Here is a 21,335-nt window from a genome sequence, read left to right as displayed (position 1 = left end):
TGAAAAAACGACGTCCAACTGATATCATATGTTGGTATACGGAATCGGGAGAGGATGAAAAATGTTTTTTAACAATAGTGGCTGTGAGTATTTCCCATGTCATGAAGTAGAAGATAAAGAAGATTTTAATTGTCTGTTCTGTTACTGTCCTCTGTATACTCTGGGAAGTAAGTGCGGCGGGCAGTTCATATATTTGGACAATGGGATGAAAGACTGCAGCGCGTGCCTTATTCCTCACAGAAGGAATTCATATGAATATATAAAAAGCCATTTCAGTGAGCTTGCCGAGCTTGCTGAAAGAAATAGATAATAGAAAAATATGGTATATATATGACAGATCACAGAGATACCTTTTCAACATATAGCCCGGCAGTGAATTTCATGTTTTTTGCAGGAGCTGTCGTGATGGGGATGTTCCTGATACATCCCCTTTTTCTGGTATGTTCTGTGATTTTGTCTTTAAGTTATTGTTTTATTGTAAATGGTAAAAAAACAATAAAATTGGCAATAGGACTTATCCCGGTTTTTTTCGCAGTATCCTTGCTGAATCCTGTGTTCAATACAGATGGTGTTAAAATACTATTTACTTATTTTGCGGGAAGGCCATATACATGGGAAGCTCTTTGCTATGGCATGGCAATAGGCGCTATGTTTATAACTATAATGCTCTGGTTTGCGTGTTATAACAAAGTAATGACCAGTGATAAATTCATGTATATTTTTTCTCATATGATTCCTTCTGTTTCACTGGTACTCACGATGGTTTTAAGGCTTATACCCGGATACAGCAGAAGGCTCATGCAGATTTATTGGGCTCGCAGATGTACAGGTAAATCCGGGGAAGGCATGTATATGTCAAAACGTCTGAGAGAAGGGATGACTATTGTTTCAGCCCTTGCCACGTGGTCTCTGGAAGGCGGCGTAATCACTGCTGACAGCATGAAAAGCAGGGGATATGGGTGCGGAAGGCGAAGCAGCTTTTCAAATTATTCTTTTGAGGTTAGAGATAAGATTATGGTTATATTCATGGCAGTTCTTATGTCAGCTGTTGCAGTCAGTTGTTGGCTGGGAGCGGCAGATGTGGTATATACGCCTGATATTTTTATCAGCAGTCTCAGTTCTTTTGAATCTGCTGTCGGTATGGGTTCTTACTGTATATTTTTGTTTATTCCCACTGGGGTCAATATTATGGAGGCAGTTAAATGGCGCATTTTGAAATCAAAGATCTGACATTTTATTATCCTGGCAGGGAAAATCCTGCCCTTGAACATGTAAATCTTTCGGTGGCGAAGGGAGAATATATTACTATATGCGGTAAAAGCGGATGTGGCAAGACTACTCTTCTCAGACATCTAAAAGGTGTTTTGTCTCCTCATGGCAGAAAAACAGGTGAAATTTTTTTTGATGGAAAGCCTTTGGAAGATATGAATCTGAAAGAGCAAGCTGTAAAAATAGGGTATGTTATGCAAGATCCGGATGATCAGATTGTTACAGATAAAGTATGGCATGAACTTGCTTTTGGCCTTGAGAATCTCGGTACCCATCAGCGTACAATGAGGCTGCGAGTCGCTGAGATGGCCAGTTATTTTGGCATACAGGGCTGGTTTCATAAAGATGTAAAAGAGCTTTCAGGCGGACAGAAGCAGCTTTTGAGTCTTGCTTCCATAATGGTTATGCAGCCTGAAGTTCTTATACTGGACGAGCCGACCAGCCAGCTTGATCCCATTGCTGCGGCAGATTTTTTAGGGACAGTGCGTAAGATAAATCTGGAGCTGGGAACGACGGTGATAATTACCGAACACAGGTTGGAAGACATATTTCCTGTTTCAGATAGAGTGATAGTATTGGATAAAGGCAGGATAGCAGCTGATGAAAGACCTGAAAAAATAGGTGAGCTGCTGAGGGGAGAACATAACGATATGTTTGCGGCTATGCCTTCTCCTGTACAGATATATTACGGAACAAAAAGTCAGCTGAAATGCCCTCTGACTGTAAGGGATGGAAGAAAGTGGCTGTCTGAGGAATTAGGCAACCGAAAAATAAGTGTAAAAAGTCTGGAGAAAAAAGACGGGCCATATGAGGAAAAAAACGCCGGAAATACTGTTGTACAGCTAAAAGAAGTATGGTTTAGATATGAGAAAAATTCCCCTGATATTCTAAAGGGACTGTCCATAGAGATAACTGAAAACCAACTGTTTGCAATAGTAGGAGGGAACGGTACCGGAAAATCTACTGCGCTGAAAACTATTTGTAATATATGCAGGCCTTATCGGGGAAAAGTGTTGATAAGAGGGAGACGAATTGAAAAATACAAAAACGGAGAGCTTTTTAAAAACAACATAGTTATGCTTCCTCAGGATCCCAAAAGTCTCTTTGTTAAAAAAACTGTGAAAGAAGAGCTTGAAGAGATGGAGACAGATTCAGATGAAAATAGAGGAATTTCCATAGAACGCGTAATCAGTTTATGCGGCATAAAAGATCTGCTTAATCACCATCCATATGATCTTTCAGGAGGAGAACAGCAAAGGACGGCACTTGCGAAGGTGCTTTTAACAGATCCTAAAATATTACTTCTGGATGAGCCCACAAAAGGAATGGATAATTTTTTTAAGATAAAATTTGCAGAGTTGCTGAATGAGCTTAAAGAAGAAGGTGTTACTATAATCATGGTTTCTCATGATATAGAGTTTTGCGCTAAATATGCTGATAATGTCAGTCTGTTTTTTGACGGCAGTATCATTACCTCTGATACGCCTGACAGGTTTTTTTCTCATAATAGCTTTTATACTACGGCTGCAAACAGAATGAGCAGGCACATATTCAGTGATGCAGTTACTAATGAGGATGTGATAAGATTATGTCAAATGAATCGATGAGAGTGAAAACAGTTATGAAAAGAAAATATCTGTTGATGACTATAGCAGTTGTTTTTATATTGATACCGGCTTTCATGATACTCTCCTTATACATGGGAGGCAGGAGTTTTTATGTATGTGGAGTTGTTATTATTATTCTTGCGATGATTCCTTTTGCAGCGGCCTTTGAAGGCAAGCGTCCTAAGGCCAGAGAATTGACTGTCATTGCAGTGATGTGCGCTATAGCAGTCATATCCAGAGCGGCTTTTATTATGCTGCCGCAGGTCAAACCAATAGTAGGGATCATTATAATAGCAGGAATATCATTAGGTCCGATTTCGGGATTTTTGACAGGATGTGTCAGTGCTTTTGTCAGCAATTTTATGTTTGGACAGGGTCCATGGACTCCGTGGCAGATGTTTGCTTACGGCATGGCAGGCTTTATTGCCGGTCTTTTGAGCAGGAAGGGGATAATCACTCCCGAAAAAAGGATATTTGTTACTGTTTTTGGCGGTCTTGTTATAATGATTATAACAGGGCCTCTTCTTGACACATGTACACTTTTCACTATGAGCAGTACAATAAACATATCTTCTGCACTGATGGTATACAGTGCCGGAGTTCCTTTTAATGGTGTTTTGGCAGCGTCTACTATGGCAACTCTGTTTATCCTGTGCAGGCCTATGACCGAAAAACTCGACAGAATAAAGACTAAATACGGAATGATGAATGAGGATGGATTTATATGAGATTTGACAGTTATCATCCGCTGATAAATTTTATATACTTTTCGGCAACTGTGATTTTTACAGTGATCTTTGATCATCCTGTATTTGTCGCTCTTTCCTATATATCATCGTTTGCTTATTCCGTTAAATTAAGAGGGCGAAATGCAGCAATGTTTAATGTTTGTTTAATACCGTTTGTCCTGATATATGCTTTTATTTATTCTTATTACAATCATTTTGGGATGACGCCTCTTTGCCAGAATGCAATAGGAAACAGCATAACCTTAGAAGCTGTAATATACGGATTATCCACAGGTGTTGCATTAGCTTCTGTGATGATGCTTTTTTCCTGTATCTTTGAAATTTTTTCTTCTGACAAAATAATTTATCTGCTGGGGAGAATTTCTCCGGGACTTTCGCTTTTGGCCTCTGAGATATTGAGGCTTATCCCCAGGTTAAAGAGTCAAAACCAAAAAATAAAGATTTCTCGGAGTTCTATAGGAAAAAAAGATGGATTTTTACGTACAGCTTGGGCGGTTATAGGATGGTTTTCTGAAAGTTTTATGGAAAGTCTTTTGTCTATGAAATGCAGAGGTTTTTTTCTCAGAGGAAGGACCGCATTCTCTATATACAGATTCGATAACCGTGACAGAGGATTTGTTCTGGCTGTAACGCTGTGTGTAACATTGATTCTGGTGGGCGCTGCTCTAAATCAGACTAACATATATTATGATCCGGAGATAATAATATATGAAGTAACACCAATGTCATATCTTTTCTATTCAGCTTATGCCATATTATTCCTTCTTCCTCTCGCTGTTGAGATTCTGTGTGAAATTAATTTCAGAAGACAAAAAAGAAGTTCTTAAAAATAATTACTTTTTATATATGGACGGTTAGATTTTAAAAAGAGTTTTCATAAGCACATACATTAAATAGAATTAAAAATTCAGAAATATTGGAATTTAATTTTATTGTAATAAAACCTCCGCAATGATATAATGTTCCCATCTTACAAAAATGATTAGGAGGTCTTAGTTAATGAAGGGCTATACAAGTGAAACCATTAGAAATGTTGCTCTGTTAGGGCACGGCGGATGCGGAAAGACAACTTTCCTCGAATCTGCGTTGTATGAGACAGGCGTTATCCCGAAAATGGGAAAAGTCGAAGACGGTAATACTGTATCGGACTATGACAAAATGGAGGCCGAAAAAGGATATTCCATCAATACCTCTGTTGTTCCGATAGAGTGGAAGAACAGCAAGATCAATTTTATCGATACGCCGGGATATTTTGATTTCGTTGGTGAAGTAAATGCAGCTCTTAGGGCAGCTGAGGCCGCAGTTATTTTGGTAGATGCGGGAGCAGGTGTTCAGGTGGGTACGGAAGCCGCCTGGAATGCATGTGAACGGTATAAGACGCCAAGATTCATTGTCATAAATAAAAGAGATAAGGATGAATTTGATTATCATAAGACTTTCGCTGAACTTAAAGAGGCTTTTGGCGAGACTCTCATTCCTTTTAGCTGGCCTATTACCACTGAGATAGACGAAGAACTCAAGGAAGCTATCGCTATGGCAGATGATGAGCTGATGGAAAAATATTTTGAAGGCGAGGATTTCTCTGATGAAGAGATAAAGAAAGGTCTGGTAAAAGGTATTTCTGACGGAGTTATAGTGCCGGTATGCTCATCAGCGTTTGAACTGGGACATGGTATTGAGGGTCTGCTTGATCTGCTGATAACTTATGTGCCAACACCTCTTCAGCATGGACCGTACAAAGGGTTTAACGATAAAAATGAACCTGTTGAGAGAATATCTCTTACAGATGCGCCTATGTCTGCGTTTGTGTTCAAGACTATAATAGATCCGTTTGTTGGGAAGATATCGCTGATGAAAGTGGTTACAGGTAAGATCAATTCAGGTACCGAAGTGTATAATGAGAGGGCCGGAAAGTCGGAAAAGCTTGGAAAGCTGTTTTTCCTTCGCGGTAAAGAACAGCTGGAACTGAATTATGCTGAAGCCGGAGATATAGTGGCTGTAGCAAAATTACAGTATACCATGTCAGGAGATACTCTCTGTGACAAGAGTGACATCATAAGATATCTGCCGCTCGATTATCCATCTCCTACATACTTTATTGCCATAGAAGCAGAGAATAAAGCCGATGATGAAAAAATGGGTACAGGACTTGCAAAATTGAGAGAAGAAGATCCGTCATTTGTAGTGGAGAGAAATCCCGAGACACATCAGACATTGTTGGGCGGACAGGGAGATATACAGCTTGGAATTATACTGGCTAAGCTTAAAGACAGGTTCGGAGTGAGCGTAAAGACGATTCCTCAGAAGATAGCTTACAGAGAGACTATCAAAGGCGCATCGGATGTACAGGGCAAACATAAAAAGCAGTCGGGCGGTGCAGGTCAGTACGGAGATGTACATATAAAATTCTCTCCGTCACAAGAAGAATTTGAGTTTTCTGAAGAATTATTTGGGGGTTCGATTCCTAAGAATTATGTTCCGGCAGTTGAGAAAGGTCTCATAGAGTCCATGGAAAAAGGTCCTCTGGCAGGCTGCAAGGTAGTGAATGTTAAAGCTGTTTTATACGATGGGTCATATCACGACGTGGATTCTAACGAAATGGCTTTTAAGATAGCAGCATCGTTGGCGTTCAAAAAGGGTATAGCAGAAGCTAAACCTTGCCTTCTCGAACCTATAATGCATATGGAGATATATGTTCCGGATGCTTATATGGGTGACGTCATGGGAGATATGAACAAGAGAAGAGGCAAAATCCTGGGAATGGAGCCTCAGGCTAACGGAGGACAGAAACTTTTGGCTGAAGCGCCTCAGGCAGAGCTGTTCGATTATGCTTTGGGTCTTAGATCAATGACTCAGGGCAGAGGAACATTTGATATGAGATTCGAGAGATATGAAGAAGTTCCGGCTCAGATAGCTCAGAAAATAATCGCTGAACATCAGGAGAAGCAGGATAAATAAATATTATTGATTTAAGCAGAGGCGGTATCGGAAAAGAAATTTCTTATCGGTATACAGTCTCTGTTTTATTTTTTTGAATAAAAGCTGAAATTTTATGTTTTAAGGATATTTTTGAAATAGCAAAGTTTTTTTTTAATCGGTAATTATCTTTAAAAATTTGAAAATGGTTATGCGGACTAAAAATTTACATATAGAAGATCTGATGTAAAAATCATTGACTTCATTCCAGTACTATATTATTCTATATTGAGAACGGATGTTTGCGGAGGATGTTATGGCGAAGAAAAACAAAACTGTATTCGTATGTCAGGAATGCGGATATGAAAGTTCAAAATGGATGGGACAGTGTATATGCGGAGCATGGAATTCCATGGTGGAAGAAAAGGCTATAGATTTTGATACCGAAGACAGGAGACGGAGGACATCTTCAAGAGACGGAGCAGGCAGGGAACGTTTTGGAATGTCAGCGGGAGCCATAAATTCCGGAGCAGGTAAACCCGTTAAACTGAGGCAGGTTTCATCAGGAGAGAAAGACAGAATAGATACAGGGATAGGAGAGCTTAACAGAGTTCTGGGAGGAGGTCTGGTCCCGGGATCTCTGACACTTATTTCCGGTGAACCCGGTATAGGGAAATCTACCATAATAATACAGGCAGCGGCACATATAGCATATGGTAAGGGTACGGTTCTGTACGTATCGGGAGAGGAGTCGGAAGAACAGATAAAAATGAGAGCAGACAGAGTCTGCGGACAACTGTCAGATGATCTTTTTATTTTAGCGGAAACTAATATAGAGAGTATAAGTGAAGTCTGCATGAAGCTGAAGCCCAGATTTTTGATAATAGATTCTATACAGACAATGTACAGCTCAGAGCTTGATTCGGCTCCCGGCAGTGTTTCTCAAGTGAGAGTCTGCGGCAATGAGCTTATGAGAATAGGAAAAGTTTATAATATACCTGTATTCATAGTGGCGCATGTGACAAAAAGCGGGGATCTTGCAGGACCGAGGATTGTAGAACATATGGTGGACTGTGTTTTAAGTTTCTCCGGTGAGAGGAGCCATGAAATGAGAATACTCAGGGCTCAGAAAAACAGATTTGGGACAACCAGTGAGATAGGAGCCTTTGAAATGGCTGAAGAAGGCCTTATAGAGATAGAGAATCTGTCCGGGACTCTGCTGGAAGAAATGGAGAAAGACAGCGAAGGCTCTGTGGTTACAGCAGTGTATGAAGGTACGAGACCTCTTGTTTTAGAGGTACAGGCGCTTACTTCCCAGACAAATATAGGATTTGCCAGAAGAACATCTATCGGTGTCGAAAACTCCAGACTCAATATGATATTAGCAGTGCTTGAGAAGAAAATGGGATTGTCGCTGATAAATCAGGATGTATATGTGAACATTGTGGGAGGAGTACGTCCGGAAGGAACATATACCGATCTGGCAGTAGCTCTGGCTGTGTATTCCTCTTATAAAGGTAAGGCTATAGGAAGCAAAACCATTGCACTGGGGGAAATAGGCCTTACCGGTGATCTCAGGGCTGTACAGAATGGCGAGAAGATTCTTAAAGAAGCTGCTAAGCTTGGGTTTGAGTGTATTGTTCTTCCTGTAAGAAATGCCCAAAGACTGAAAAAAATATCGGCAGAGATAAATGACAGGAGAAAGGCAGAAGGAATTGCAGGAGTTCAGCTTATCGGTATTAAAAATATAGCAGAGATACAGAGATTATTTTAATTGCATGTGAAGTCTGAAAAATTTAAAATGCGTTGGAATTTTTTCCAACGCATTTTTTTCTGAGTATAATTCTTATTTTGGCCATCCGATGATCCATGGCTGAGGGTCAAGGTCGGCTGATGTAGCATGTCTTGCAGGCTGGAACCAGTCGCATAAGAAACGTTCTGCTCCCATGATGTAATATCCATCCTGATAATGGTCTGTAGTGTCATAGGAATCTCCGAAGATAAGAACGTCATCGCTGAAATCATCGGTTCCCATCGTATCATAACCTATGATATTCATGTAATGACCTCCGTAATCCAGCCACTGTACGATAATAGGACGTTCTTCTTTAAGATTTTCCGTTACCCATTCTGTGAAATCCGCAGTTGCTCCGTCCCAGTCTGAATCATAGTCAAAAGTATATTCTCCGTTTATACTTCTTTCATAATTCCAGCCTATTTCTTTGAAGAACTTTTCAAGACCATCGATTCCCACTCCCAATTCGGTAGTTCCCGACATTTCTGCAATGGTACGCTCATCGTAATCCGTGTTTCCGTGCCAGTTCATTGTCATAAATACAGAGGCAGCTCCGCAGCTGTATTCAGTAGTTTCCTCGTATGGTTCAAAGTTTGACAGGATAGTGAGTGTATCCGTTGACTTCATGTTATAGACATCCAGTATTTTGAAATACGGACTATCGAAATGATCTCCAACTGATTCATAGGATGCTCCGCCGCCTTCAAGCTCACCATATTCTTCAGGAGTCGGCAGAAGATGTTTTTCATACGGAGTATCTGAGCTGTCGGCTGTCTGTGATGAATTTGTATCCTTGTCTGAACATGCGGTCATTAAAGCAATCATAGATAATACCAAAAGAATAATTGTAATTTTTTGAAATTTCATAATAAACCTCCTTTTCAACTTCTTTAAATATTGTATAATTAGTGTGTCAGTAAAAAAATATTTATGTTGCTGAAAATAGTATTCCTGTTGCTTAATTGTTATATGGGAGAGAAAGAAGGAACATATGCTTTTGGAAAAAGTAAAATTAATAGAAGGGTTGCCTGTCTCGATCAATGTTTGTTCAATAATAGAGGAACCGTATCATTATCATAAGGAACTGGAAATAGTTCTTGTTCTCAGAGGGAAAACTGAGCTGAAGGTTCGCCATAATAAATACGTTTTGTCTGAAGGGGATCTAATCTTAATTGATATGAGAGATCTTCATCAGTTTTATAATTCCACGGAAGATATCATGACTGTTGTTATGCACTTAGATGCATCTGCTTTTTCTCACCTGTATCCTGATATAGAAATAATGATTTTTACATGTGAGGAGTGTTTGGAAGAAGCACAGGTATCAAAATTGAATGAGCTTAAGAATGAGCTTTCGGAAACCATTTTAGATATATTGACAAATAAATATGATGTTTTTTATGTAAAGAAACTTTTAACAGGAATGGTTCACACGATTGTAACAGAGTTTCAGGGGTTCTATATTGAAGATCATCGTTTCAAAATCTCAAAAGAGTCAATAAAAGATATAGATATAAGCAGAATGTACCAGATAATAAAATACATAGGGGAGAATTACAGGAATAAAATAACCTTAAATGAGGTGGCAGAGCAGGTGTATTTAAGCTCTTATTATGTATCACATTTGTTGAAGGTTGTAACAGGAGTGAATTTTCAAACACTTGTCAATTATATAAGGATGGAGTATGCGGAAATATTGATGCTGGAAAAGAAACTGACACTGACACAGATAAGTGAGTTCTGTGGATTCTCTTCGCCGGGATTCTTTAATCGTTTTTTTAAAGAATGGCATGGAGAGTTTCCGTCTAAATATAAAGCGCAGATAAAATACGTAACGAGAAGATGCAATAAATTGGATGATCAGCAAGCTGTAGAGATAGTGAAAAAAGGGATAGGAGAGCCGAGAAGTGGAAAAATAAAATTTTCGGATGTGCGTAATGATATTCGAAAATATCTGCCGAAGAATTTGCTGACGGACATACAGAAAAAAGAATATATAATAGAAGCATTAAAATATTACAATGCTCACAATAATGTCATATAATCAGCTGAAATCCAGTGAGCTTATATAAGAAATAAAAGTTCTCATGACAGCAGATTTATATGTGCTTTTCTGCCAGAATATATGAATCTGTACAGGCAAAGAGTCTTTAAATGGTATACAGATTATATCCTCGGACTTGTTGAACACATCTTTATAGATGACAGCGGAGGCGCAGTTATGTGAAATCATATACTGTATAGTTGAAAGTTGGTTTGAATACATTAATATGTTCAGAGGAAGATCTTTGAATTCTTTCATCATAATGCTGTGATGGTAGGAGCCTTTATTGACGGATACCAGCGGTATACGGCTAAGCATTTCGGGTGTTATATATTTCTCTTCTGACAGTGGATTGTCTTTGCTTACTGCAAGGCAAAGCTCTGTTGAAAATATTTCTTTTGAGTTACAGTTGCTGTAACATTTATTATCGCGTATCCCCAGCAGCAGATCAAGTTTTGCGTTGTTAAGCATGTTGATGCCATCAATAGTGGGAGCTTCAAAAATCTTTAGGTCTATTTCCGGATGTTTTTCATAAAAATCCGGTATTATTTTTTTAAAGAAAAATGTTCCCAATATAGCGGGAACCCCGAGACGAAGCGGTGAATGGGCAGATGACGATATATCCCGGGCATGACTGTAATATGTATCGAATTGTTGGAGGAAATCATTGGTGAGATCACGAAAGACTTTTCCTTCCTCTGAAAGATAGAGGCGGTTGTTTATTTTATTGAAAAGTTTATATCCAAGTTCGTTCTCAAGACTGCTTATAGCAGCCGTTATTGAGGGCTGGGAGATATGGCAGATCTCTGACGCCTTAGTAAGATTGCCCTGATTGCATACTTCTTTGAAATATCGTAAATGATTTATATTCATAAGGTCCCTCCAATTTACTCCTGTTAAAATTATAATATAACGAAAAGGATAAATGAAGTATAAATATTTATCACTTCTTATAGTTTTCTGACTTCATAGAAAAAAATAATATATTTATAGATAAAGCTGATTTTATTTTTTGGCGGATACATGGTAAATTTAAGTAAGAAGGAAGTGATGGATGATGAATGGATCTAATACCGAGCTAAAAGATCGTTTGAGAAGTGACCGAGCATTTTCTCTGCTCAGATCTGCCGAGGAGGCAGCGCAGTTTATTCAGGACGGGATGACTGTAGGTGTAAGCGGGTTTACTCCGTCGGGTTATCCTAAAGCAGTTCCTCTGGCGCTGGCAGAGAGAGGAAGATGCGGTGAAACGATAAAAATAGATCTGTATTCGGGAGCATCAGTAGGTCCCGAAATTGATACAGAACTGACAGAAGCAGGGATGATAAAAAAACGGCTGCCGTATCATACTAATTCTGTCATAAGGGATAAAATAAACAGGGGAGAGATTGATTATGTCGATCTGCATTTATCTCAGAGTACCCAGTATCTGAATTATGGCGTGCTGAACAAAATAGATGTGGCTATAGTAGAGGGACTGGCTGTCACAGGAGAAGGACATATAGTGCCAACGACTTCCATAGGGAATTCACCGTCGTTTATCAAGAATGCAGATAAAGTTATAGTGGAGATCAATTTAGATAAACCCCTTAGTCTTGAAGGCATGGCAGATATTTTTATACTGGATAATCCCCCCTGCCGAAAACCTATTAATATATGTTCTCCCGGGGATAGGATAGGCAAGCCATATATGGAGTGCGGGTTTGATAAGATAGCAGCAATAGTTGTCACGGATATGAAAGATCAGACAAGGTTTCTGAGCAAACCGGATGAGATATCAAAAAAGATTTCTGATAATATAATAAAATTTTTTGAGAAAGAAGTAGAATACGGCAGGTTAGGTAAGTCTCTTCTTCCGTTGCAATCGGGAGTAGGCAGTGTAGCTAATGCAGTCTTATACGGATTGTGCGATTCACAATATGAAGATCTGACTTTTTATACAGAGGTTGTGCAGGATTCAATGCTCGATCTGCTGAGATCGGGAAAAGCTGCCGTCGCTTCCACAACAGCACTGAGCCCATCTCCTGATGCGTTAGAAAGATTTTTAGATGAAGCAGAGTTTTTCAAAGACAAAATTATTTTAAGGCCTCAGGAGATAAGCAATAATCCGGAAGTAATAAGAAGGCTGGGTGTCATAGCAATGAATACTGCTATAGAAGCAGATATTTACGGGAATGTTAATTCTACTCATGTCATGGGATCCAAAATGATGAATGGAATAGGAGGATCAGGAGATTTTTCCAGAAGTGCAGCCATATCTATTTTCAGTACTCCTTCCACGGCTAAAGGCGGTAAAATTTCATCCATAGTTCCTATGGTTTCTCATGTTGATCATACAGAGCATGAGGTCATGGTACTTGTTACAGAACAGGGGTATGCAGATCTTCGGGGATTGAGTCCGAAAGAAAAAGCTGTGAAAATCATAGAGAACTGTGCTCATCCGGATTTTAAAGAACAGCTGATGAGTTATTTTGAAAGAGCATGCCGAGTATCTGCGCTGCATACTCCACACATTTTAAATGAGGCGCTGTCTTGGCACAGCAAGTATATTGATACAGGCAGCATGCTTTAATAGTTCTTGCGAACAGATAAAAGGATATGATTTAAAGAGGTGATTAGAATGAATGACAGTGAAATGAGTAAAGTTTATATCGATGGATATATAGAAAGAGCAAGAGCTGCGCAAGCAGAGTTTGAGAAGATGAGTCAAGAGAAAGTGGATCTGGCTGTCAAAACTATAGGAAAGGTGGTTTATGACAATGCCGAGTATCTGGCTGAAATTGCAGTTGAGGAAACCAATATGGGGAATGTTCCCGATAAGATCGCCAAGAATAAACAGAAGTCTAAGATTATATGGAATTCTCTTAAGGGAAAGAGATCCAGAGGCATTCTTGATACAGATATGACTACCGGTATAACCAGAGTAGCAAAGCCTATGGGTGTGGTGGCTGCTGTAACGCCTTGTACGAACCCTATAGTCACTCCTATGAGCAATGCTATGTTTGCTCTCAAATGCGGAAACGCTATCATAATAACACCGCACCACAGTTCTATCAAATGCAGTACAGAAACCGTGAACATGATAAACAGAGAGCTTAGCAAACTGGGATATCCTGATGATCTCATACAGATACTGGATTGGCATTCCAGAGACAACACAAAAAACCTCATGCAGTCTGCAGATGTAGTTATAGCTACAGGAGGAGCAGGTGTCGTAGGAGCAGCCTACAGTTCGGGAAGACCTGCTTTGGGAGTCGGCGCAGGAAACGTACAATGTATCATAGATAAAGGTTATGATTGTAAGGTGGCCGTACCTAAGATAATTGCAGGGAGAACATTTGATTACGGGATAATATGTTCCGGAGAGCAGTCTGTGATATGCCATGAAGATGATTATGATGCTGTGATGGCAGAGTTTGAAGCAAATGGAGCTTATATAGTCAGAAGCGGAAAGGAATTGCAGGCTGTGAGAGATGCGCTGTTTCAGGATGGCAAGCCGAATAGGCATTCAGTTGGACAGTCGTGTGCAAGTGTGGCGAAGCTGGCAGGAATAGATATTCCCGAAGATACTAAAATCATTGTTGCCGAAGCTGAAGGAACAGGAATTACAGACCCTCTGGGCGGTGAGAAAATGGCTCCGGTTATAGCAGCCTATAAATATAGGACTCTCAAAGAAGGTGTAAATATAGCCAGAGAGAATCTTGAAAAGGATGGAAAAGGACATAGTGCAGCATTTCATTCCGATTCAGAGGAGAATATAGAGTATGTAGGCAAAGAACTTTGTGTATCAAGATTTGTTATAAATCAAGTGTCAGCCAGCAGTGCAGGAGGCAGTTTCTATAATGGTCTGGCGCCTACCAATACTCTGGGATGCGGTTCGTGGGGACACAACAGTATTTCCGAGAATCTTGATTATAAACATTTGATGAACGTATCGAGGATCGCACGGTATATGCCTGATAATTATGTTCCTACAGATGAAGAGCTGTGGAGATAAAGGGAAAAGGAGAGCAAAAGTGCAACATGAAAAACTGGCGGGGGAGGCGTCTCTTGCGGAAGAAGTAACAGAGATTCTGAGAGCCAGGATCATAAACGGCGAGTATCCTATGGGAGAAAAGCTGATTGAAAGTAAGATAGCGAAAGATCTGAAAGTAAGCAGAACACCTGTAAGAGATGCATTTAAACAGCTTTCAAAAGAGCAGCTTGTAGAATATATTCCTAATAAGGGATGTTTTGCTAAAGGATTCACCATGAGAGATATGTCAGATATATATGCTGTAAGATCATCTGTAGAGCAGCTGGCTGTAACATGGGCCGTAGAAAATGCCGGAAGTGAAGATTTAGCTCGTCTGTGGGACCATTTGGTACTCATGAGTTTTTATACAGAAAATAATTTTTACGAAAAACTTCTCAAAGCTAATGAAGACTTTCATAATATGATATATTTGATGACAAAAAGCAGATTCATTGTCCAAGTATTAAAATCATATCAGGATTATGTTCATATAGCGAGGAAGAATACTTTAAAGAAGGAAGCTGATCTGCCGGCTATATATGCCGAGCATGAGAAGATATATAAAGCTTTGGAAGCAAGAGATACGGAAAGAGCAGTTGAAGCTGTGCGCATTCATCTTGAGAATTCAAGGACAAGGGCTGAGGAACGCTGGATAGAGATACAGAAAAAGTAATAATAAAATACACCTGACAGATATGATGAAAGAATCTGCAGGTGTATTTTTGTGTTATGATAAAGTGCGAAGCAACTTTTCGAGAAGCAAAAGGCTGCTTTTCGTATAGTGATTTTCTTCAGGCAGTTTGTCCCACGCCTTTTTTATATAGCGATACATATCTGTTGCAATGGCCGGATTAGTTATCATCAGATATCTGTTCATGGAGTATGAATGGATATATGCAAAGAGACTGTCCACAGTGAATACGGAGGAGTCACGGGGAAGTGACATATTGCTGTCCGTGATGAGAAATATATCGAAAGGAGGGTTCCCACTTTTCATATGTTTTCGGATAAAATCATATATGTACTGAACATATCCTGAGAAGAATTTTCTCGGTATTACTATTTCTTCGTCTGTCAATATCTTGCACATGATAATTTGATCTGCAGATCTGAGAGCTCTTGCCATTTCACTGATATCCAGTATGATATTATGAGTAAAAACGTTATCGGCGCTCATGAATGGTTCGTATATTATGGACATATATCGTTTCATGATAAGAGAAGCAGATTCGTCATCGAAACCATTATAATCCAAGATCTCCTTGAAAAATTCAGGAGGCACAGGAAACAGAAAAGGCGTAGGATCATAGCAGCAAAGCTTTCGTTTTGCATCTGAAGAAAAATCCATATGATCGAAGAAATGGTTCGGATAGTTGTAATAATTAAGAAAAGAAGTACAGTTATTGAGTTGTTCCAGATAATAATGCTGGAATCTGTAAAGAAGTTTTCTGTCAGAAAATGTGAAGAAGCTTGATGTTTTCTCATCAGGTATATGTACAAAATTAGTTATAGCAAAGCTTTCTTCCAAGACACAAAGCATGAAGGGATGTCCGCTTGCCTTTGCCATATAATATGCATGATAATTTTCGGAGAAACAGAGCTTCAGAAAATTGTCCATGTTGATGATGGAGGATCCTAAGAAGTAGCTGCTGTATATGAAGTGGACAGTGATTCCTTTAGATGTTACCATCTTCAGACGTTCTATCCATTTGCTGTAAAAGTCTTCTTCATTTAGAAGTTTGTCTGCAAAGGTATCCATGAGTATGTAAAGATTTCTGCTGTCTGAAAGAGAGAGGGCGACATCCAGCAGATACAGCATAGCTTTCTTTTTTTGGAGTGTGGTATCCAAGATATTAAGCTGTATATTCATGGCAGGAGAGGATACGGGAGGATATTCCGGAGGAGAAGAAGGCGATATTTTCTTTTCGGAAAGCCACATATCTATGGCGCTGTGAAAATCATCTCTCGTTTCATAAGAATTATTAGGATAATAATCTATGAGAAAGGTGGCGATATTCTGATAATTCATCCGTTCATCCCAGTACAGTATAAAATTTATGATGTTGGCATAATGTTCAGATCTGTTGCTAAGTATCCTTTTTCCCGTTCTCCATCTGCTTACCATGGAAGCATCAACGTGGATAGCCGAAGCCAGATCCTTGGATTTGATAAAGAGATGATCGAGAATAAGGGAAAGCTGTGTATAAGATTTTTCTTTCATGACAGTAACTCCTTTATCATACCATAAGTATAGAGTGGTGTCATTTTTTTGTCAATATAAAATGACAGACAATTGACGCTTTTGTATTGCCCTAAAATAAAAGTAATAATAAAATTTAGAAGTAAAGGTTTAACGAGGTAGAAACTATGAAAGAAGTAAAAAAATCTGTAAAAAGACTGAAAAGCAAAAAAACTGTTATTGAAGAGGAAGGTAAGACTTTGGTTAAAAATCATGTAACTGAGATAACTGTCAGTGAAAGTGAGCTTGGTGATTTAGTGCCAAAAAAAATGTTCCTGTTCAGACCTCGTATTGTAAGTACGAGATTTTGTTATGTGCCGTGCAGGAAAGTTGTTCTGCAATACTCCGTTTCATATTTCAGCGCAAGAAGGACCGATAAAGGGCGTCTTACTTTTATTGTTGATGATAAAAAGGGGACAGGCGTCATAGAGGATAATATTAAGCTAAAAATTATAAGAAAAAGTATAGAAGGAGATTTGATAGAGGAAGAATTTTTTTCTGATGAACAAGCTGTGAAGAAAGCCGTCGTGGATGCCAGATGGAAAGTTCTTCTGTCAAAATATAAGAAACCGCCGGAACTGGAAGTCATATCATCAGAAAAGTTTTACAGGCCATATTATGAGGTACTGTATTCCTTTGGAGGAAAGGAGAAGAAAGCCTGGATACCGGCAGACAGATACGGAACATATTTTGTATATAATTAAATTCATTATTATTAAATATTTTAGAAGGAGGTCAGGCAATGGATAAAAACCTTATTGCAGAAATGACGCTTGAAGAATTCGGAAGGTTTATTAAAGAGTCGGATACAGCTATATTTCCTGTCGGAGCTACGGAAGCGTACGGACATCATCTTCCGATGGGATCTGATTGGATGGTGACTTATGAGGTGGCCAAGAGAGCTGCCAAAGAGGCGGGCTGTTTTGTAGCCCCGCCGATAACATATGGGTTTTCTGAAGACCTTATGTGCTATACAGGCACACTGACCGTGTCGACACAGACACTCATATCTCTTTATCGTGATGTAATGGAAAGTCTGAGAAGACAGGGAATAAAGAAAGTTCTTTTTCTGTGCGGACATGTGGGAAATATAGGCGCTATAGATCAAGTGGCATGTGAATTCATGAGAGATCACGGTATGGAATGTGCTCATATAGACTGGTGGAGATTTGTTTTTAACATCAATAAAGAACTGATGGAAAGTGATTTTCCTCAGGGACATGCCGCAGAAGTGGGCACATCTATTCTTAAATATCTTTTTCCTGAACTTGTCGTAGAGGAAAAGATGATGAAGAAGGAAAGAAGAGCAGGCGAAGAAATCCCTAACTTATATGTTTATGAATATTTTACGGCTGATACAGAAACTTCAGTTCTTGGAGATCCTTTTGCAGGAAACGCCGAAAAAGGCGAGAAGATGATAGAGAACGCAGTAAAGACTATTGTTGCATTTCTTGAAAAATGGAAGAAATAGTTGGAGAAGGAGGAAAAAATGTTACACGTTAATGTGCCTTGGGGAGGTTTTGATACTGCTATCCTTGTAGGATATTTTGTGCTTATGATCGGTATCGGTCTCCGTTTTAGGAGTAAAGCAAGAGCCAGTATGAGCAGTTATTTTCTGTCAGGGAGATCTTTGACTTTGCCTCTGGTTATCGGTACTATGATGACTTCATGGTATGACGGATATTCTGTGGTAGGTGTGGCTGAATATGGAGCTACTATAGGTATAGCGGGAATGATAGTTTATGTAATACCATGCACCATATCAAGGATACCGTTTGCACTGTGGATAGCACCGCTGGTAAGAGGAAAGATTCCTGAGGATGTAATGACTATTCCTGATCTTATGGAATATCTGTACAACAGAAAGGCTAAAGTTTTTTCAACTATAGCGGTACTGGCGGGAGTGCTCTATAACGGAGCTAATATAACTGTAATATCACAGCTTCTGGCTCTGATGTTCGATATGCCGACAGTTATATCTGTAGTGGTTTCCGGGATAATAGTAGGTATATATGTATTGGCTTCGGGAATGTGGTCAGTGACTATGACTGATACATTCCAGCTGGGATTCATCAGTTTTTCGGTGGGTATCGGAGTCATCATGGTCATGAATATGACAGGCGGATGGGATGCCATATTCTCATCACTGGGAACAGAAGCTCCTTCTCTTTTTGAGCCGATGGGAGGAATGAGCAGTCTTACGGCACTGTCATGGGCTCTTATAGGACTTGCGATATATACAGAACCGATGATGTATCAGCGATTCTCTGCTTCTGATTCAGCAAAGACGGCGAAACGCTCTTTTATGTTCTGTATACCTATGTGGCTGGTATTTTCTGCGGCAGTTATAATGATAGGTTTCTGTGCAAGAACTCTGCATCCGGGAGAAGAATTCTACAGAGCTTTCTGGATGACTGTATTTGAAGCTCTTCCGACAGGTCTCAGAGGGTTGTTTGTGGCAGGCCTTATAGCAGCAGTAATGTCTACTCTTTCCAGTTATATTCTCGTACAGGCAGCGGCATGTACGAAGGATCTTTATACAGCATTTACCGGAAAATCAGTAAGTGATGAAAAGATGATAAAGTGGAGTAATGTAGCGACGGTGATTATAATAATATTCTCCATGCTGGCAACTTCTCAATGGATGTCGGGAATAGTAAATGCCATTTACTTTGTAACGGGATTCCAAGTGGCAGGTCTTTTTGTTCCGCTTGTTGTCGGACTGTTCTACAAGAAGAGGACTCCTCAGGCAGGCTGGATTACTATGGCATTTGGCTTCGCTTTCTGGCTTTTCTGGAACTACATAATGGCAGAAAGCACAGGAGTTCCTGCAAACAATATCACTTGGGTAGCTTCTTTCATACTTTATATGATCATATGTAAGATAACTTATAAAGGAGCAGGCGGCAGGACTGCCGGTCTTCAACAGGGGGTGTAAAAATGGAAAACAAACAGAGGAAAAACAATGAGAGAATAGGAAAAGACCCCATTGTAACGGCAGCATCTCTTATAGTTATAGCTATACAGTCGGTCATAATAATACTGGGATTCATATACAGGTGGGATTGGTTGGCATATGAGTGCGCGGCAATGCTGATCATTCCTGCAGCTATAGTTTTAGGGTACGGCATAAAAGCCGTGATTGAGGCTGATAGGCTTATGAGCGCCGGCGCTTCAGCGGAGGAAGAGAAGGCAAATGATGAAAATTAATATAGCGGAAAGAAAATACGGTCTTTCGGAGAGACTGGCAGAGAAAGCATTGAAAGCTGATATAGCGGCCATGGGACATTATACGGAATTTGGATTCATGAATCCGGATATAAAGTTTATGTGCGGACGTGAGACTAAAGTTTTCGGAAATGCTTTGACCGTAAGAATACCGTCAGAAGAATCTAAAGCTTTGCACCTCGCCGTAAGTATGGCTCAGGAAGGTGACATCATTGTGATCGACAGGTGTGGAGACAAAACTCACGCCGCAGTGGGAGAGATGGTAGCGCTGTGTGCTAATACAAGGAAAGTCAGTGCTATAGTGATAGATGGCCCTATGACAGATTTTGAAGAGATAGAGGAAATCGGTATTCCTGTATTTGCCAGAGGTGTAAGCGCTCTGACGACTAAGTTTATACATGACTGTGGTGAGATAAATTATGATGTCTCATGTGGAGGCGTAGTGGTTCATCCCGGGGATATGATAATGGCAGATAGGAACGGAATATTGGTGCTGCGCGATTTCGAGGCAGAAGAATTGCTGGATACGGCTATTTCCGATCAGGCTCAGGAGTCCGGAGAGAAAAAGGAAGTTCTCGAAGGAGCGACGCTTCAGCAGCTTTATGTTCCCGAATATCCGCTTTAGTAATGATAAGGAGTTAGATTATGGGTAGAAAGGTAAGTATCGTAGGTATTCAGAATTCACCTACAAAATATGATCTGGAAAAAAACCTGAAAGATGCTTTCGGATTGCTTGATGAAGCCTTGGGCTTATATAAATATGTTGACATCGCAGTATTTCCCGAATATTTTTCTTTTGTTCCGGAGAGCAAGGATACTCCGATAATAGAAGAATATAATGAAGAAATTAAAAAAATGCTGGCTATGCGTGCCAGAGCCTATGATACTTATATAATAGGCGGCACAGTTGCCAATAAGCAGGAAGATGGAAATATTTATAATACTTCCCTCGTATTTGACCGAAATGGTGATATCATAGGATCATATGATAAAATACATCTTTTCGATGTTCTGGATGCTAAAGGTGAGGAACAGGAATCGTATCAGATAACCAGAGGAGATAATCTTTTAACATTTGATACAGATTTCGGACGAGTTGGTGTTATGGTGTGTTATGATGTGAGATTTCCTGAAATGGCCAGAACCTATGCCCTTAAAGGTGTAGAGTATCTTATGGTGCCGGCTGCATTTTTTTCGCCTCGTTTTGATCATTGGCAGGATCTTATAAAAGCTGCTGCGCTTCAGAACGGAATGTATGTGATGGGAGTAAATATTTTCGGCAAGGTATGTGATACCCTCAACATGTGCGGACGCAGCCTTATTGCTGATCCATGGGGAATACCGGTTGCCACTGCGCCTGATAAACCGTCATTTATTCAGGCTTATGTAGACTCAGATTATCCCAGTCAGATAAGAGATGCTCTGGGAACATTCCATAACAGAGTTCCTTCTGTCTATGATATAAAATAAAAAAAG

Annotated in this window: 20 protein-coding genes; 17 read left to right on the top strand and 3 right to left on the bottom strand. The window is 39.7% G+C overall.

The genetic code is table 11. The annotated features are described in order from the left end of the window. Positions 1-61: 61 nt before the first annotated feature. The 7 genes from H8692_RS01790 to radA all read left to right on the top strand — a co-directional run bounded on the left by H8692_RS01790 (position 62) and on the right by radA (position 8,315). Positions 62-310, top strand: a complete 249-nt coding sequence (locus H8692_RS01790) for a cysteine-rich small domain-containing protein (protein ID WP_187524868.1) — start codon at positions 62-64, stop codon at positions 308-310. 20 nt (positions 311-330) lie between these two features. Continuing rightward, entirely contained in the window at positions 331-1,230 is a 900-nt protein-coding gene (locus H8692_RS01785) for an energy-coupling factor transporter transmembrane component T (RefSeq protein WP_187524867.1), read from the top strand. Further along, the gene (locus tag H8692_RS01780; RefSeq protein WP_187524866.1) at positions 1,203-2,876 is read left to right on the top strand and encodes an ABC transporter ATP-binding protein; all 1,674 of its coding nucleotides are present in this window, start codon (positions 1,203-1,205) and stop codon (positions 2,874-2,876) included. Before H8692_RS01785 ends, H8692_RS01780 begins: the two co-directional genes overlap by 28 nt. Beyond that, positions 2,858-3,604: an ECF transporter S component gene (locus H8692_RS01775; RefSeq protein WP_177269549.1), complete on the top strand. Its 747-nt coding sequence runs from the start codon at positions 2,858-2,860 to the stop codon at positions 3,602-3,604. Before H8692_RS01780 ends, H8692_RS01775 begins: the two co-directional genes overlap by 19 nt. Then, entirely contained in the window at positions 3,601-4,452 is an 852-nt protein-coding gene (locus H8692_RS01770) for an energy-coupling factor transporter transmembrane component T family protein (protein ID WP_177269547.1), read from the top strand. The genes H8692_RS01775 and H8692_RS01770 overlap by 4 nt, the downstream gene beginning before the upstream one ends. Before the next feature lie 172 nt (positions 4,453-4,624). After that, entirely contained in the window at positions 4,625-6,583 is a 1,959-nt protein-coding gene (locus H8692_RS01765; RefSeq protein WP_177269545.1) for an elongation factor G, read from the top strand. Between the two features lie 274 nt (positions 6,584-6,857). Beyond that, positions 6,858-8,315 (top strand): DNA repair protein RadA, encoded by a 1,458-nt coding sequence (gene radA / locus H8692_RS01760; RefSeq protein WP_187524865.1) that lies wholly within the window; start codon positions 6,858-6,860, stop codon positions 8,313-8,315. Between the two features lie 72 nt (positions 8,316-8,387). Here the strand turns inward: radA and H8692_RS01755 are convergent, their stop codons facing one another. Then, a complete protein-coding gene (locus tag H8692_RS01755) occupies positions 8,388-9,203 on the bottom strand; it encodes a C39 family peptidase (RefSeq protein WP_177269541.1) in 816 nt (271 codons plus the stop codon). A gap of 124 nt (positions 9,204-9,327) precedes the next feature. Between H8692_RS01755 and H8692_RS01750 the strand changes: the two genes are divergently transcribed. Then, the gene (locus tag H8692_RS01750) at positions 9,328-10,380 is read left to right on the top strand and encodes a helix-turn-helix domain-containing protein (protein WP_187524864.1); all 1,053 of its coding nucleotides are present in this window, start codon (positions 9,328-9,330) and stop codon (positions 10,378-10,380) included. Here H8692_RS01750 and H8692_RS01745 read toward each other — a convergent pair whose 3' ends face one another. Next, positions 10,381-11,253 (bottom strand): LysR family transcriptional regulator, encoded by an 873-nt coding sequence (locus H8692_RS01745; protein WP_187524863.1) that lies wholly within the window; start codon positions 11,251-11,253, stop codon positions 10,381-10,383. A gap of 181 nt (positions 11,254-11,434) precedes the next feature. Here H8692_RS01745 and H8692_RS01740 point away from each other — a divergent pair, with 181 nt between their 5' ends. From H8692_RS01740 to H8692_RS01730, 3 genes are read left to right on the top strand one after another with little or no spacing between them, the layout of a single operon-like run. Next, entirely contained in the window at positions 11,435-12,949 is a 1,515-nt protein-coding gene (locus tag H8692_RS01740; RefSeq protein WP_177269535.1) for an acetyl-CoA hydrolase/transferase family protein, read from the top strand. A 48-nt stretch (positions 12,950-12,997) separates the two neighbouring features. After that, positions 12,998-14,374 carry an aldehyde dehydrogenase family protein gene (locus H8692_RS01735; RefSeq protein WP_187524862.1) on the top strand — a complete coding sequence of 459 codons (1,377 nt, stop codon included), beginning with the start codon at positions 12,998-13,000 and terminating at the stop codon, positions 14,372-14,374. 19 nt (positions 14,375-14,393) lie between these two features. Continuing rightward, positions 14,394-15,065, top strand: coding sequence for an FCD domain-containing protein (locus H8692_RS01730; protein WP_187524861.1), 672 nt, complete (start codon positions 14,394-14,396; stop codon positions 15,063-15,065). A 54-nt stretch (positions 15,066-15,119) separates the two neighbouring features. Here the strand turns inward: H8692_RS01730 and H8692_RS01725 are convergent, their stop codons facing one another. Then, complete coding sequence (locus H8692_RS01725) at positions 15,120-16,613, bottom strand: hypothetical protein (RefSeq protein ID WP_177269530.1); 1,494 nt, start codon at positions 16,611-16,613, stop codon at positions 15,120-15,122. Positions 16,614-16,759: 146 nt separating this feature from the next. Between H8692_RS01725 and H8692_RS01720 the strand changes: the two genes are divergently transcribed. Genes H8692_RS01720 through H8692_RS01695 form a run of 6 tightly spaced genes read left to right on the top strand, consistent with a single transcriptional unit; the run spans position 16,760 to position 21,329 of the window. Next, on the top strand, positions 16,760-17,335 hold the full coding sequence (locus H8692_RS01720) for a hypothetical protein (RefSeq protein WP_177269528.1): 576 nt from the start codon (positions 16,760-16,762) through the stop codon (positions 17,333-17,335). Between the two features lie 38 nt (positions 17,336-17,373). Then, positions 17,374-18,102, top strand: coding sequence for a creatininase family protein (locus tag H8692_RS01715; protein ID WP_177269526.1), 729 nt, complete (start codon positions 17,374-17,376; stop codon positions 18,100-18,102). Positions 18,103-18,120: 18 nt separating this feature from the next. Next, positions 18,121-19,569 (top strand): sodium:solute symporter family protein, encoded by a 1,449-nt coding sequence (locus H8692_RS01710; protein ID WP_177269524.1) that lies wholly within the window; start codon positions 18,121-18,123, stop codon positions 19,567-19,569. A gap of 2 nt (positions 19,570-19,571) precedes the next feature. Continuing rightward, entirely contained in the window at positions 19,572-19,841 is a 270-nt protein-coding gene (locus tag H8692_RS01705) for a hypothetical protein (protein ID WP_177269522.1), read from the top strand. Beyond that, entirely contained in the window at positions 19,828-20,484 is a 657-nt protein-coding gene (locus H8692_RS01700) for an RraA family protein (RefSeq protein ID WP_177269520.1), read from the top strand. Before H8692_RS01705 ends, H8692_RS01700 begins: the two co-directional genes overlap by 14 nt. Positions 20,485-20,504: 20 nt before the next feature. Then, positions 20,505-21,329 (top strand): carbon-nitrogen hydrolase family protein, encoded by an 825-nt coding sequence (locus H8692_RS01695; protein WP_177269518.1) that lies wholly within the window; start codon positions 20,505-20,507, stop codon positions 21,327-21,329. The last annotated feature ends 6 nt before the right edge of the window (positions 21,330-21,335 follow it).

It is taken from the genome of Lentihominibacter hominis, from assembly GCF_014385065.1.
Lineage (GTDB): Bacteria > Bacillota > Clostridia > Peptostreptococcales > Anaerovoracaceae > Lentihominibacter > Lentihominibacter hominis.
Note: the sequence above shows the minus strand (reverse complement) of the source record. Positions and strands in the feature narration are given on the sequence as shown.

What these genes read in the sequence shown, in the direction of transcription:
- H8692_RS01720 (WP_177269528.1), top strand. Translation starts at nt 16,760, where the DNA reads ATGAAAGAAGTAAAAAAATCTGTAAAAAGACTGAAAAGCAAAAAAACT.
- H8692_RS01735 (WP_187524862.1), top strand. Translation starts at nt 12,998, where the DNA reads ATGAATGACAGTGAAATGAGTAAAGTTTATATCGATGGATATATAGAA.
- H8692_RS01775 (WP_177269549.1), top strand. Translation starts at nt 2,858, where the DNA reads ATGTCAAATGAATCGATGAGAGTGAAAACAGTTATGAAAAGAAAATAT.
- H8692_RS01740 (WP_177269535.1), top strand. Translation starts at nt 11,435, where the DNA reads ATGATGAATGGATCTAATACCGAGCTAAAAGATCGTTTGAGAAGTGAC.
- H8692_RS01785 (WP_187524867.1), top strand. Translation starts at nt 331, where the DNA reads ATGACAGATCACAGAGATACCTTTTCAACATATAGCCCGGCAGTGAAT.
- H8692_RS01705 (WP_177269522.1), top strand. Translation starts at nt 19,572, where the DNA reads ATGGAAAACAAACAGAGGAAAAACAATGAGAGAATAGGAAAAGACCCC.
- radA (WP_187524865.1), top strand. Translation starts at nt 6,858, where the DNA reads ATGGCGAAGAAAAACAAAACTGTATTCGTATGTCAGGAATGCGGATAT.
- H8692_RS01790 (WP_187524868.1), top strand. Translation starts at nt 62, where the DNA reads ATGTTTTTTAACAATAGTGGCTGTGAGTATTTCCCATGTCATGAAGTA.
- H8692_RS01755 (WP_177269541.1), bottom strand. Translation starts at nt 9,203, where the DNA reads ATGAAATTTCAAAAAATTACAATTATTCTTTTGGTATTATCTATGATT.
- H8692_RS01700 (WP_177269520.1), top strand. Translation starts at nt 19,828, where the DNA reads ATGATGAAAATTAATATAGCGGAAAGAAAATACGGTCTTTCGGAGAGA.
- H8692_RS01750 (WP_187524864.1), top strand. Translation starts at nt 9,328, where the DNA reads ATGCTTTTGGAAAAAGTAAAATTAATAGAAGGGTTGCCTGTCTCGATC.
- H8692_RS01780 (WP_187524866.1), top strand. Translation starts at nt 1,203, where the DNA reads ATGGCGCATTTTGAAATCAAAGATCTGACATTTTATTATCCTGGCAGG.
- H8692_RS01765 (WP_177269545.1), top strand. Translation starts at nt 4,625, where the DNA reads ATGAAGGGCTATACAAGTGAAACCATTAGAAATGTTGCTCTGTTAGGG.
- H8692_RS01710 (WP_177269524.1), top strand. Translation starts at nt 18,121, where the DNA reads ATGTTACACGTTAATGTGCCTTGGGGAGGTTTTGATACTGCTATCCTT.
- H8692_RS01745 (WP_187524863.1), bottom strand. Translation starts at nt 11,253, where the DNA reads ATGAATATAAATCATTTACGATATTTCAAAGAAGTATGCAATCAGGGC.
- H8692_RS01770 (WP_177269547.1), top strand. Translation starts at nt 3,601, where the DNA reads ATGAGATTTGACAGTTATCATCCGCTGATAAATTTTATATACTTTTCG.
- H8692_RS01725 (WP_177269530.1), bottom strand. Translation starts at nt 16,613, where the DNA reads ATGAAAGAAAAATCTTATACACAGCTTTCCCTTATTCTCGATCATCTC.
- H8692_RS01715 (WP_177269526.1), top strand. Translation starts at nt 17,374, where the DNA reads ATGGATAAAAACCTTATTGCAGAAATGACGCTTGAAGAATTCGGAAGG.
- H8692_RS01695 (WP_177269518.1), top strand. Translation starts at nt 20,505, where the DNA reads ATGGGTAGAAAGGTAAGTATCGTAGGTATTCAGAATTCACCTACAAAA.